The organism is Agathobaculum sp. TL06 (genome assembly GCF_054658635.1).
In genome coordinates, this window is record NZ_BAAGGY010000016.1 from 24,642 (window position 1) to 37,753 (window position 13,112).

Here is a 13,112-nt window from a genome sequence, read left to right on the forward strand (position 1 = left end):
TTTTGGCATATTCCCGCCTCCTGACTTGAGTCGGGGAGCCATTCCCTGTATACTTTTATATGATATGGATTTCCTCTGATTTTGCAAGACAGGCCCCGTTGGGGCGCTGTTTGGAAAGGATGGGTTGAGCGCTATGAAAATTCGTGAGGACGCGGCGCGCATTATCGACGCTTCGATCCGCGCCGTGCTGCCGGACGAGGCGGTGGCGCGCGCGCTGAAAGGGTTCACGCCCCCGACCGGCCGACTGGTCCTGATCGCGCTGGGCAAGGCGGCCTGGCAGATGGCGAAGGCCGCCGCCGGCTGTCTGGGCGGCGCGGTGTCGGACGGTATCGTGATCACCAAATACGGCCACGCGGGCGGCGATATCCCGAGCCTGCGCATTCGGGAGGCGGGGCATCCCGTGCCTGACCGGAATTCGTTCGACGCCACCGATGAGGCGATACGGCTGGTGGAGCCGCTGGGGGAAAACGATATGGTCCTGCTGCTCATATCGGGCGGCGGCTCGGCACTGTTTGAAAAGCCGCTCTGCGGGCCGGAGGCGCTCGCGGACCTGACCGGCCAGCTCCTGCGCTGCGGCGCGGATATCGTTGAGATGAACACGCTGCGCAAGCGGGTCAGCGCGGTCAAGGGCGGCCGGTTTGCGCAGCTCTGCGCGCCCGCGCGGGTGTTCGCCATCGTGCTGTCGGACATCGTGGGCGACCCGCTGGATATGATCGCGTCCGGACCGGCCTATCCGGACCGCTCGACCGCGGAGCAGGCGCACGCGGTTGTAGAAAAATACGGGCTGCGGCTCCCGCCGGAGGTACTGCCGCTGCTCGACCGGCCGCTGCCGCGCCGTCTGGATCATGTGGAAACGCGGGTCACCGGCTCGGTGCGCGAGCTGTGCGCGGCGGCGGCAGGCGCGTGCCGTGCGCTGGGCTATGAAACGACCGTGCTGACCGCAAGCCTGTGCTGCGAAGCGCGGGAGGCGGGCAGCTTCCTCGCGTCGGTCGCGCAGTACCATGCGGATACGGCCAAGCCGCTTGCGTTTATCGCGGGCGGTGAGACCGTCGTGCATATCACAGGCACGGGGCTGGGCGGCCGCAATCAGGAGGTCGCGCTTTCCGCGGCGCGCGGGATTGCGGGACTGGCGGGCGCGGCCGTGTTTTCGGTCGGCTCGGACGGGACGGACGGCCCTACCGACGCGGCGGGCGGTCTGGTGGACGGGACGACCTGCGGCCGTCTTGCCGCGCAAGGCATATCCATCGACCGCGTGCTGTCGGATAACGATGCCTACCATGCGCTCGCCCGAGTGGACGGGCTGATTAAGACCGGCCCCACAGGGACCAACGTCAACGACGTATCCGTGCTGCTGCTGCGCCCGCAGGCCTGAGCGCGGCGAAAATGCCTTGCTTATATATAACATGCAGCGGGAAAAAGGTAAAGCGAGCCGCCGGCAGCGAAAAACCGCCGCAGTTTTTTCTTCCGCACGCTTTCCCTTTGTCGGAAAAGCGTGTATAATGAGGGCGCAGACTGCTGACGCCAAAAAGAAAGGAAGAGCTGTTATGGCGGATTTCGTATCCCATCATTTGTTTGGAGAGCAGGCGCTCGCGGTTTTTCCGGCTCCGGTGCAGGCGCTTGCCGAAAGCCGTCCGGCCTGCTTTTACTGGGGCTGCCAGGGGCCGGACCCGCTGTTTTACCGGAAAGTCCTGTTCGGCAGCCCGCTGCACAAGCTGGGCAACCGGATGCATTCCGAGCGGACGGACCGGCTGTTCGCGGCGCTCGCGCACGGTGTACACGACCTGACCGGCGCGGCCCATGAGATTGCCGGCGCGTATTTTTACGGCTTCCTGTGCCACTATGCGCTCGACAGCGAGATACACCCGTATGTATACTGCCGGCAGGAGCAGATCCGTTCCGCGGACGCGCGCCTGTCCGGCTCCGCGGTCCATTGTCAGATCGAAAGCGATATCGATTCCCTGGTATATGAGCGCGCGCGCCGCGCGCCGGTCACAACCTTTTCACCGGCGGCCTCCTACACGCTGGAGGCCGAGGAGAAGGCCGTGCTTGCCGCATTGCTTCACGCGGTGCTGAAAGCGGTATATGGGACGGACGTGCCGCCGTACAGCCTGCGGCGGGCGTTTGACGAGATGCTGGCGTGGGAAACGTTTTTCTATTCGGAGAGCTGCGGCATATACCGCGCCGCACAGCGGCTGGAGCGCCTTGCCGGACGCGGCGCGCTGCTGACCGGCCATATGAAGACCGAGCCGCCCGCATGGGACGCGCTCAATCTGGAGCATGAGCCGTGGGGCAACCTGTGGATGCCGGGGGAGGTGCGCACGGATTCCGTACCCGAGCTGTTCGGCCTGGCGCGCATCCGCGCCGCGTCGCTCGCGGGACAGTATGCCGCCCAGTTTGACGCGGGTTGGCTGCTGCGGTACCATTTCGACGCGCCGTTCGACAACGGCAACCCCAAGCGGCTCGCCGCGCAGACAGAATAGCAGTACGGGGGACGCGCAGACGCGCGTCCCCTTTCCGCTGCGCGCGAAAACGTTAGTCGCGGCTACTTTTTGCGCGTCCGGTTGCATCCCGCAGGCGCCTATGCTAAAATATAAGGAAATTCCGCCAAGGGAGGGGCTGTCAGCCGTGAAGGGCGTTTGGTACTATCTGCTTGCGGTCAGTGCGATCGGCGCGCTGGTCAGCATATATGATAAAATGGCCGCGAGGAACGGATGGGGGCGTGTGCCGGAGCGCACGCTGTTTTTCTGGGCGCTGGTCGGCGGCGGGCCGGGCGTGTATGCGAGCATGCTGCTGATCCGCCACAAAACGCTGCACCGCAGCTTTATGCTGGGCATCCCAGCGATTATGATATTACAATTGGTAATTTGCATGGGTATATATAATATTTTGTATACGAGGGGGATGCTATGACCAGCTTGTTGATCCGCCTGTTTGTGAAGGATGCGGAAAATACGCGGGACGCCCGCGTGCGGGAGCGCTATGGCGTGCTGTCCGGCGCGGTGGGCATCGCGTGCAACCTGTTCCTGTTTGCGCTCAAAATTGCGATCGGCCTGCTCAGCGGCGCGATCTCCATTGCCGCGGATGCGTTCAATAACCTGTCGGACGGTCTTTCCTGCCTGATTTCCATTGTGGGCTTCAAGGTTTCCGGCAAGGAGCCGGACGCAAAGCACCCGTTCGGCTACGGACGCACGGAATATATCGCAGGGCTGATCGTATCGTTTATCATCGTCCTGGTCGGCTTTGAGTTTCTGAAAACCTCGGCCGGCCGTATCCTCCATCCGGAGCCGGTCGAGGCTTCGCCCATCCTGATCGCCATTCTCGCGGTTTCCATGGCAGTCAAGCTGTGGATGGGCGCGTTCAACGTGGGGATCGGCCGCCGGATCGATTCGCCCGTGCTGATGGCCGCGGGGCAGGACAGCCGGAATGATGTCATCACGACCGGCGTGGTCGTGATCGGCATGATCGCGGGCCGCTTCACCACCCTGCCGGTGGACGGCTATGTGGGGGTGCTGGTGGCGCTGTTCATCATCTGGGCGGGCGCCGGCATCGCGCGCGATACGGTCGCGCCGCTGCTCGGCGAGGCCGCGGACCCCGAGGTTGCGAAAAACATCGAGCGCATTGTGATGGATTCGGACTACATCGTGGGCGTACACGACCTGATCGTCCATAATTACGGCGCGGGGCGCTCGCTGGCGTCGCTCCACGCGGAGGTGCCGAGCGATTCCGACTTTGTCGCCGTGCATGAGGTGATCGACGAGGCGGAAAAGCGGGTCTGGCAGCAGACCGGCGTATATGTGGTCATCCACATGGACCCGATCGACGTCAACAACGCGCATGTCGCCGCGCTGCGCGAGCAGGCGGACGCCGTGCTGCGGTCGATCGACGAAAGGCTTTCCATGCACGATTTCCGCGTTGTGGATGGGGAGCGGCAGATCAACCTGATTTTTGACGTGGTCGTCCCGTTCAGCTACGACAACGATGCAAAGCGGGAGCTGATGATGCAGATTCGGGACCAGCTGAAAAAAATCGACTGGCGGTATAATCCGGTGGTCACGTTCGACCATCAGATGTAACGCCCGTGGGAAAAAACGGCCGCCCAGCGGCCGTTTTATTTTGCATGGGCAGGGCATCCATGATACAATATAAAAACGAATAGAGAAAAGGACGGAGGGTTTTTCCATGCTTTTACTGCAAAACGGACGGGTGCTCGACCCCTACACAGGCACGGACGCGCCGCGCGACGTGCTGATCGGGGACGACGGTGTGATCGCGGCGGTGTCCGAGCGGCTCCAGCCGCCGCCGGACTGCGAGTGCTGGGACGCGGCCGGACTGACGGTTTCCCCCGGCTTTGTGGATGGGCATGTGCATTTCCGTGATCCGGGGCAGACGGAAAAGGAGGACGTGCTCACCGGCGCGGCGGCCGCCGCCGCGGGCGGCTACGCGACCGTGATCTGCATGGCGAACACCCTGCCCGCCTGCGATACGCCTGAAACAATTCGGTATGTGACCGAAAAAGCGCGGGGCTGCGCGGTGCAGGTTCTGCAGGCGGGCGCGGTGACAAAGGGCCTGAAAGGGCGGGAGCTGACCGACTTCGAGGCGCTCAAGGCCGCGGGCGCGCCCTGCCTGACCGACGACGGGCTTAACCTGACGGACGCCGGACTGTGTCGGGAGGCGATGGTGCGCGCGGCGGCACAGGATATCCTTTTGTCGTTCCATGAGGAGGAGCCGTCCCTCGTACCCTCGCCCGGCGTGAATTACGGCTCCGAGGCGGCGAAGAAGTTTGGGGTGCCGGGCGCGATGGCCAGTGCGGAAAGCGCGATGATCGCGCGCGATATCGCGCTCGCGCTGGACACGGGCGCGCGGGTCCTGTTCCAGCACGTCAGCGCGGCCCAGTCGGTCGCGCTGATCCGCGCAGGCAAGGCGCTGGGCGCGCGGATCTATGCGGAGGTCACGCCGCACCACCTTTCCCTGACCGAAGCCGATGTTTGCACGCACGGCGCCTATGCGCGGATGAATCCGCCGCTCCGCACGGAGGCCGACCGCGAGGCGCTGATCGGCGCGCTTGCGGACGGTACGATCGACATGGTTGCCACCGACCACGCGCCGCATACGGCGGAGGAAAAGGCGCGCGTATTCGCCAAGGCTCCGTCGGGCATCACGGGGCTGGAAACCGCGTTTTCCGTATGCAATACGTTCCTGGTGCAGACCGGACGCCTGTCGCCCATGCAGCTGGTGGAGCGGATGAGCCGGACGCCCGCGGAGCTGTACGGACTGTCCGGCCGCGCGGTCCGCGCGGGGAACTTCGCCCGCCTGGTGCTGCTGGACTGGAAGCGGGAGACCGTGTACCGGAGCTATCGCTCGAAAGCGGCCAACACGCCGTACACCGGCATGCCGCTGACCGGCGCGCCGCGCGCGATCGTGACCGGCACAAAGGTCACGGCGCGGTGACAAAACGGCTGCGCTGGAAAATCCGGCCGCAGGACGACGACACAAGATAGGAAGCAGCAACATGTCTATTGCAAGAGAAGAATTGCGGATCAACGGCATTCCCGCGCTCGTGCTGGGCGAGCCGTCCGATCAAGTGTATTTATATGTACACGGCCAAAATGGGAATAAGGAGGAGGCGTGCGGCGTTGCCGAAAGCCTGCGGCGATACGGGTATCAAACTTTAAGCCTAGACCTGCCGGGGCATGGGGAACGGGCGGACGAGATGCCTTTCTTTGACCCGTGGCACGTCGCGCCGGAGCTGGCCGCGGTGATGCGGTTTGCTGAGACGCGCTGGAAAGGGGTTTCCCTGTTCGCAAACAGCATCGGGGCGTGGTTTGGCATGCTGGGTCTGCGCGGCAAGCGCCTGGACCGCTGTCTGTTTGTCTCGCCTGTTCTCGATATGAAGCGGCTGCTGCAAAAAATGATGGGCTGGGCGGACGTTTCAGAGGAACGGCTCCGGCGGGAGCGCGTGATCCCGACCGATTTTGGGCAGACCTTGTCGTGGGAATATTGGGAATATGTGGCGTCCCACCCGATCACGGCATGGGAAAACCCCACGGAAATACTATACGGCGGCAGCGACGCCCTGATCGACCGCGATACCGTAGAGCAGTTCGCCCAACGGTTCCGCTGCGGCCTGACGGTGATGGAAAACGGCGAGCATTGGTTCCACACGCGGGAGCAGATGGACTTCCTGCACCGTTGGCTCGAACAAAGCGCCGCGGCTAACGGCGCACAGACCGGTTAGCCCGCCAAACGGCAGGGCCGTACCCGCTTTTTCATTTAATCAAAAATAACAGGCCGAGAAAAAATTGCCAGAGCCGCGCCGGTGGAAAATCCCGCATATTTGCCCGCGTTGCTGTCATACTACCTGTACAACCAGAAATTCGTATGGGAGGGAACGCGTAAATGAAAGCAACCGGCATTGTACGCCGCATCGATGATCTTGGACGCGTCGTTATTCCGAAAGAGATCCGCCGCACCCTGCGCATCAGGGAGGGCGACCCGTTGGAAATCTTCACCGATCGCGACGGCGAGGTCATCTTCAAAAAATATTCCCCCATGGGGGAACTTGGCACGGTCGTCGCCGAACTGGCGGAGGCGCTGGCGCGCACCGCAGGCATGAGCTGCGCGATCTGTGACCGCGACGCGGTCATCGCCGCGGCGGGCGGCGCGAAAAAGGACATCCTGGAAAAGAGCATCTCGCCCGACCTGGAGCTTGTGATGGAGCAGCGCGCCACCTATGAGCGCGGCGTGGGGAAGACGCAGGATATCGCGATCACCGCGAATGACGTGTATAATGTGATCGTCGCCGTGCCGATCATCACGGATGGGGACGTAACGGGCTGCGTTGCCTTTGTCGGCGAGGAGGAGAACGCCTCTGCGGACGAGGTGGCGGTCAAGCTGTGCCAAACGGCGGCCCAGTTCCTGTCCAAGCGTCTCGGGCTGTAAGGGGGGGCGCCGAATGGGCAGAAAGAACGGAGAGGAACGCCGGCCGAAAGCGTTCCCGCAGTATGATGAAGCGGAGCATGTGGATTCCGCGGCGGTCGCGCCGCTCCCGCCATATCCGCAGAGCATGGTGCAGCGGGGCGATCCGGCGGCGACCGAATATACCGAACGGTATTGCAAACCCGGGGAAAAACGGTAATATGGGCGGAAACAGGCTGTTTTTACAGCCTGTTTTTCCTTTTTCTGTTTCCTTTGGAGGAAAAGAATGACGATTTGTTCACAAAGTGGGTATACAAAATGACGGGATAAGCAGGGCCTAAAACAAATTTTTTTGATTTTCGGACAAATTTTTTGCGTTTTAGGCTTGCTTATTGGGGGCCAAAAACAGTATAATCTAATTTGCAAGACTGTGCGTTCAACATGGTCTGCCGATTTCATTAGTAGATGGAACCGAACCCGCGGTTCGGTTCTTCTTGCGCAAAAAACTAGAGAGGTGAAAAACATGGTGTATTCGTTCCGTGGCGGCATTCACCCCGGCACCCACGCAGACCCGGGGTATAAATCCGCGACAAACACCAAGCCGATCGAGAAACTGGCGCTGCCCGACCAGGTCATCCTGCCCGTTTCCATGCACATCGGCGCCCCGGCAAAGCCGATCGTTTCCGTCGGCGATACCGTGGATCTGGGACAGCCCATCGCGGAAGCCGGCGGCTTTGTCAGCGCTCCTGTCCATGCAACCGTGTCCGGTAAGGTAAAGGCGGTCGAACCCCGTCTGCACCAGAACGGCAGCAAGGTCCTGTCCATCGTGATCGAGAACGACGGCGAGGATCGCCCGCATGAGTCCGTGCATCCTTATGATTTCGCGTCCATGTCCAATGAAGAGCGCGTCGAGTGCATCCGTTCGGCCGGCATCGTCGGCCACGGCGGCGCAACGTTCCCGACGCACGTCAAAATCCAGTCCGGTATCGGCAAGTGCGATACGGTCATCATCAACGCGGCCGAGTGCGAGCCGTACATAACTTCGGACCACCGCCTGCTGCTCGAGCGGCCGGAGGAGGTCGTCGGCGGCCTGAAGATGCTGGCCGACATCATGGGGGTTCAGAACGCGATCATCGCGGTCGAGGAAAACAAGACGGACGCGTTCCCGGGCATCGAAAAGCTGATCGCGGACGATCCGCGCCTCAAGCTCTACCCGCTCAAGTGCAAGTACCCGCAGGGCGCGGAAAAGCAGCTGATCAACGCCTGCACGGGCCGCGAGGTGCCGTCCGGCAAGCTGCCGGCCGACGCGGGCTGCGCGGTATTCAACGTCGACACCGCGGGAGCGGTTTACCGCCGCTTTACGACCGGCATGCCGGTCATCCGCCGTATCGTAACGGTTTCCGGCTCTGCGGTCGCTGAGCCGAAGAATCTCGAGGCGCGCATCGGCACACCGATTGAAAAGCTGATCGACGCGTGCGGCGGCTTCAAGGAAGCCCCGAATAAGCTGCTTGCCGGCGGCCCGATGATGGGCGTGGCGCAGTACTCGCTCGAAGTTCCGGTGCTCAAGGGTACCAACGCGTTCCTTGCGTTCGCGGGGGACGAGGATAAGCGCGTTGAGGACCCGCAGTGCATCCGCTGCGGCAAGTGCATCAACGCCTGCCCGATGCACCTGCTGCCGGTTTATATGAACGTATACGGCAAGCAGGAGGATCTGGATAACGCGGTCGAGTGCGGCATGCTGGACTGCATCGAGTGCGGCTCGTGCGCCTATGTGTGTCCGGCCCGCATTCCGCTGGTCGCGCAGTTCCGCTTGACCAAGGGCAAGATCCAGGCCAAGCGCATGGCGGAAAAGGCCAAGGCCGATGCCGAAAAGGCAAAGGCAGAGGCGGAAAAGAAGTAAGGAGGGGAAACGAAAATGTATGATCTGAGTAAAGTCGTCGTCACCTCCTCGCCCCATATCAAGGCAGGGGACGATACCCGCAGCCTGATGCTCGACGTGCTGATCGCGCTGCTGCCCGCGCTTTGCGTGGCGGTTTATACCTTTGGATGGCGCGCGCTCGTCCTGACAGTCATCTCCATGGTTGCCTGTGCAGTATTCGAGACGATCTATAATAAAATTGTCGGCCACCCCAACACGGTCGGCGACCTGTCGTGCTTCGTCACAGGCGTTCTGATCGCGTTCAACGTGCCGGTATCCGCCCCGTGGTGGATGGTCGTGTTCGGCGCGCTGTTCGGCATCATCATCGTCAAGATGCTGTTCGGCGGCATCGGCAAGAACTTCATGAACCCGGCGCTCGGCGCGCGTGCGTTCATGATGGCTTCCTGGGCCGGCCTGATGACCACCTGGACTGCGCCGCACGCGAATCTTCCGCTGATCGGCACGGTCAATCTGACCGATGCGATCTCCACGGCGACCCCGCTGGCCTCGCTCAAGAACGGCGTCCTGCCGGACGCGACGCTGATGGATATGTTCCTCGGCCAGACCGGCGGCGTAATCGGCGAAACCTCCGCGATCGCGCTGATCGCGGGCGGCCTGTACCTGCTGTGGCGCAAGGTCATCACCATCAATATCCCCGCGGCGTACATCCTGACCGTTGCGGTCGTTACGTTCCTGTTCCCGATGGGCGACGTGTCCCGTGTGCAGTGGATGCTGTACCAGGTGCTGTCCGGCGGCCTGATGCTCGGCGCCATCTTCATGGCGACCGACTACGTCACCAGTCCGGTCACGCCGCGCGGTCAGATCATCTTCGGCATCGGCTGCGGCCTGCTGACGGTGTTCATCCGCTATTTCGGCAACCTGCCGGAAGGCGTGTCGTACTCCATCCTGATCATGAACACGCTGGTTTGGGCGATCGACAAGGCCACCCATCCCCGCAAGTTCGGTTATGCGCTGGATAAGAAGAAGGAGGCACAGTAAATTATGGATAGCAGCAAAAAGGGCGGCGGCATTCTGATGCTGGTCGTCGTACTGGGCCTGATCACCTTTGTATGCGCCCTGCTTCTGGGCTTTATCAACGGCGTGACCAAGGATAAGATCGAGCAGAACAGCATCGAAACCCGCAACGCGGCCATGAGCGTCATCATTCCGGACGCGGAGTTCACCGAGGTAAAGGTTTCCGAAGAGTGGACCGCGCCGGCGGATAAGAACCAGCCGGCCATCAGCGGCGTATACGCGGCTGAGGCGGGCGGCGAGACGATCGCCTACTGCGTAGAAGTAAAACCCAAGGGCTTCGGCGGCGAGCTGACGCTGATCGTCGGCGTCAACACGGACGGCACCATCGCGGGCGCGCAGGTAACGGCGCACGGCGAGACCCCGGGCCTGGGCGCCAAGGCGCAGAGCGATAAGAACTGGATCACCCAGTTCGCGGGCCAGCCGGCAGATGGCAGCCTCGCGGTCTCCAAGGACGGCGGCACGATCAACGCCATCACCGGTTCCACCATCACGTCCCGCGCAGTGACCCTCGGCGTCAACACCGCGGCCAACTGCGTTGCGAGCCTGGGTTAAAGGAGGAACAGCCAAATGAAATTTTCTGAACAGCTGAAAGCGGGCGTCATCCTCGACAACCCGATCTTCATGCAGACCATCGGCCTGTGTCCGACGCTGGCAACTTCGACCTCGCTGTCCAACGCCATCGGCATGGGCGTTGCGGCGACCGTCGTTTTGATCGCCTCCAACGTCGTTATTTCCGCGCTGCGCAAGTTTATTCCGGATAAGGTGCGTATCGCGTGCTTCATCACTATTATCGCAACCTTTGTTACCATGATCGATCTGGCGCTGCAGGCGTTTGTGCCGAGCCTCGCGGCTTCGCTGGGCCTGTTCCTGCCGCTGATCGTGGTTAACTGCATCATCCTCGGCCGCGCCGAGGCGTATGCTTCCAAGAACAAGGTCCTCCCCTCCGCGCTGGACGGCGTGTGCATGGGCCTGGGCTTTGCGTTCGCGCTGGTCCTGATGGGCTTCTTCCGCGAGCTGCTGGGCGCGGGTACGGTGCTGGCCGGCCTGTCCGACCTGCTGCCGTTCCTGAGCTTCATTCCGGCGGAAGGCTTCGCCATCCCCGGCCTGAGCGCTAACCCGGCGGTCATGATGATCCTGCCGGCGGGCGGCTTCCTGATGATGGGCTTCATCTTCGCGGTGATCCAGAAGGTCATGGCCGGAAAGGAGGACAAGTAAATGTTCAACTTCCCTGATGCAATGAGCTTGACCGAGGTGCTGTCGCTGGCGGTGGCATCCATCCTGGTCAACAACTACATCCTTGTCCAGTTCCTGGGTTGCTGCTCGTTCTTCGGCGTTTCCAAAAAGACCGATACGGCCATCGGCATGGGCATGGCGGTCGTATTCGTTATGGCGCTGGCGAGCGCGGTTTCCTGGGCGGTATGGTATTTCATCCTCGAGCCGCTGAACCTGGAATACATGCAGACCATCGCGTTCATCCTGGTTATCGCAACACTCGTACAGTTCGTCGAAATGTTCATGAAAAAGGCGATGCCCGCGCTGTATTCCGCGCTCGGCATTTTCCTGCCGCTGATCACCACCAACTGCGCGGTGCTCGGCGCGGCGATCTCCAATATCGACAACGGCTATTCGTTCATCGGCTCCATGGTGTTCGGCGTGGGCGCCGGCCTTGGCTACACGCTGGCGATCGTGCTGTTCGCTTCGATCCGCGAGCGTCTGGACGCAACGGCCCAATGCCCCAAGTGCTTTGAAGGCTTCCCGATCGCGCTGGTTTCCGCCGCGCTGCTCGCTATGTCTTTCATGGGCTTCTCCGGCCTGTCGATCTGGTAAGCAAGGAGGAGGATAAGAAATGGATACCATGAATATTGTTTACGCGGTCGCTGTCCTGTTTATCATGGGCATCGTGTTCGCGATCCTGCTCGGTGTGGCGGCCAAGGTGTTCGCCGTCGAGGTGGATGAGCGCGTACCGCTGGTTCGCGAGTGCCTGCCGGGCGCAAACTGCGGCGGCTGCGGCTACCCGGGCTGTGACGGCCTGGCGGCCGCGATCGTGGAAGGCACCGCGCCGGTCAACGGCTGTCCGGTCGGCGGCGCGGCGGCTGCCGCCAAAATCGCCGAGGTTATGGGCGTAGCGGTTGAAGCGGGCGAGCGCAAGGTGGCGCACGTTTACTGCAACGGCGGCTGCAACGCGGTCGATAAGACCAAGTATGAGGGCCTGCAGGACTGCACCGCGGCGATGCGCGTCGCGGGCGGCCCCAAGGCTTGTGCGTACGGCTGCATGGGCCTCGGCTCGTGCGTCAAGGCGTGCGCGTTCGACGCCATTCATGTGGTGGACGGCGTTGCCAAGGTTGATACCGAAAAGTGCGTGGCCTGCGGCAAGTGCGTCGCGGCCTGCCCGAAGAAGCTGATCGACCTGATTCCGGAATCCAAGAAGGTCCACGTCAACTGCGTGAACAAGGATAAGGGGCCGGAGGTCATGAAGGTCTGCTCCAATGGCTGCATCGGCTGCAAGATGTGTGAAAAGACCTGCAAGTTTGACGCCATCCATGTGATCGACGGCGTTGCCAAGATCGATTACGACAAGTGCAAGAACTGCAAGATGTGCGCCAAGGCCTGCCCGAAGGGCTGCATCGAGCCTGTCCCGACCGAAGAGGAGAAGGCCAAGTTCAAGGAGATGCAGGCCAAGCAGGCTGCCGCTGCCAAGGCGAAGGCCGAGGCTGCAAAGGCCGCTGCCGCTGAAAAGGCGACCGAGGAACCGTAATGGATTATCTGCATCCCAAGCTGGATGACGCTGCTATCGCCCGCATGTCGAGCCTCGCGCTCGCCCATGTGGGCGATGCCGTTTATGAGGTCATGGTGCGCACCTGGCTGGCGTACGGCGGCATGCAGACCGCGCGCAACCTGCATAGCCATACGGTCGCGCTGGTGCGCGCTTCCGCACAGGCGGAGGCGGTGCAGCGTATCCTCCCCCTGCTTGACGGAGAGGAACAGGACGTGTACCGTCACGGCCGCAACGCAAAGCCCAAGAGTGTGCCGCGCTCCTCGTCCGTTGCGGAATATGCGCAGGCGACCGCGCTTGAAGCGCTGTTCGGCTGGCTGTACCTCAAACAGCGGTACGGCCGTATCAACGAGCTGTTCGGCGTGATCGCGGAGGGTTTTCAGTGACAAAGCGCCCCGTACAAAAGTACGGGGCGTTTTCAACGCTTGACAGGCATTTTTTATGCGGCCGCTGTGGCGCAAAAAGATGCAT

General features: G+C 62.1%; 15 protein-coding genes. All 15 read left to right on the plus strand.

The features are described from left to right. The first annotated feature begins 133 nt into the window (after positions 1 to 133). The 15 genes from ACYQ3S_RS10695 to ACYQ3S_RS10765 all read left to right on the plus strand — a co-directional run bounded on the left by ACYQ3S_RS10695 (position 134) and on the right by ACYQ3S_RS10765 (position 13,027). Entirely contained in the window at positions 134 to 1,372 is a 1,239-nt protein-coding gene (locus ACYQ3S_RS10695; protein WP_459689040.1) for a glycerate kinase type-2 family protein, read from the plus strand. Between the two features lie 172 nt (positions 1,373 to 1,544). Then, complete coding sequence (locus ACYQ3S_RS10700; RefSeq protein WP_459689042.1) at positions 1,545 to 2,480, plus strand: zinc dependent phospholipase C family protein; 936 nt, start codon at positions 1,545 to 1,547, stop codon at positions 2,478 to 2,480. 145 nt (positions 2,481 to 2,625) lie between these two features. After that, positions 2,626 to 2,910 carry a DUF1294 domain-containing protein gene (locus ACYQ3S_RS10705; RefSeq protein ID WP_459689043.1) on the plus strand — a complete coding sequence of 95 codons (285 nt, stop codon included), beginning with the start codon at positions 2,626 to 2,628 and terminating at the stop codon, positions 2,908 to 2,910. Next, on the plus strand, positions 2,907 to 4,073 hold the full coding sequence (locus ACYQ3S_RS10710) for a cation diffusion facilitator family transporter (protein WP_459689044.1): 1,167 nt from the start codon (positions 2,907 to 2,909) through the stop codon (positions 4,071 to 4,073). Before ACYQ3S_RS10705 ends, ACYQ3S_RS10710 begins: the two co-directional genes overlap by 4 nt. A gap of 106 nt (positions 4,074 to 4,179) precedes the next feature. Continuing rightward, positions 4,180 to 5,448 (plus strand): dihydroorotase, encoded by a 1,269-nt coding sequence (locus ACYQ3S_RS10715; protein ID WP_459689046.1) that lies wholly within the window; start codon positions 4,180 to 4,182, stop codon positions 5,446 to 5,448. Between the two features lie 61 nt (positions 5,449 to 5,509). Further along, positions 5,510 to 6,235, plus strand: a complete 726-nt coding sequence (locus tag ACYQ3S_RS10720; protein WP_459689048.1) for an alpha/beta hydrolase — start codon at positions 5,510 to 5,512, stop codon at positions 6,233 to 6,235. Positions 6,236 to 6,396: 161 nt separating this feature from the next. Then, positions 6,397 to 6,939 carry a stage V sporulation T C-terminal domain-containing protein gene (locus ACYQ3S_RS10725; protein ID WP_459689050.1) on the plus strand — a complete coding sequence of 181 codons (543 nt, stop codon included), beginning with the start codon at positions 6,397 to 6,399 and terminating at the stop codon, positions 6,937 to 6,939. Between the two features lie 13 nt (positions 6,940 to 6,952). Beyond that, positions 6,953 to 7,135: a hypothetical protein gene (locus ACYQ3S_RS10730; RefSeq protein WP_459689052.1), complete on the plus strand. Its 183-nt coding sequence runs from the start codon at positions 6,953 to 6,955 to the stop codon at positions 7,133 to 7,135. 303 nt (positions 7,136 to 7,438) lie between these two features. Beyond that, on the plus strand, positions 7,439 to 8,815 hold the full coding sequence (gene rsxC, locus ACYQ3S_RS10735; protein ID WP_459689054.1) for an electron transport complex subunit RsxC: 1,377 nt from the start codon (positions 7,439 to 7,441) through the stop codon (positions 8,813 to 8,815). Between the two features lie 15 nt (positions 8,816 to 8,830). Then, positions 8,831 to 9,832: an RnfABCDGE type electron transport complex subunit D gene (locus ACYQ3S_RS10740; protein ID WP_459689056.1), complete on the plus strand. Its 1,002-nt coding sequence runs from the start codon at positions 8,831 to 8,833 to the stop codon at positions 9,830 to 9,832. Between the two features lie 3 nt (positions 9,833 to 9,835). Then, positions 9,836 to 10,420 carry an RnfABCDGE type electron transport complex subunit G gene (locus tag ACYQ3S_RS10745; protein ID WP_459689057.1) on the plus strand — a complete coding sequence of 195 codons (585 nt, stop codon included), beginning with the start codon at positions 9,836 to 9,838 and terminating at the stop codon, positions 10,418 to 10,420. A 15-nt stretch (positions 10,421 to 10,435) separates the two neighbouring features. Then, complete coding sequence (gene rsxE / locus ACYQ3S_RS10750; protein ID WP_459689059.1) at positions 10,436 to 11,083, plus strand: electron transport complex subunit RsxE; 648 nt, start codon at positions 10,436 to 10,438, stop codon at positions 11,081 to 11,083. Then, complete coding sequence (rsxA, locus tag ACYQ3S_RS10755) at positions 11,084 to 11,695, plus strand: electron transport complex subunit RsxA (protein WP_459689061.1); 612 nt, start codon at positions 11,084 to 11,086, stop codon at positions 11,693 to 11,695. A gap of 19 nt (positions 11,696 to 11,714) precedes the next feature. Further along, positions 11,715 to 12,623, plus strand: a complete 909-nt coding sequence (locus ACYQ3S_RS10760; RefSeq protein ID WP_459689063.1) for an RnfABCDGE type electron transport complex subunit B — start codon at positions 11,715 to 11,717, stop codon at positions 12,621 to 12,623. Further along, complete coding sequence (locus ACYQ3S_RS10765) at positions 12,623 to 13,027, plus strand: Mini-ribonuclease 3 (RefSeq protein ID WP_459689065.1); 405 nt, start codon at positions 12,623 to 12,625, stop codon at positions 13,025 to 13,027. Before ACYQ3S_RS10760 ends, ACYQ3S_RS10765 begins: the two co-directional genes overlap by 1 nt. The last annotated feature ends 85 nt before the right edge of the window (positions 13,028 to 13,112 follow it).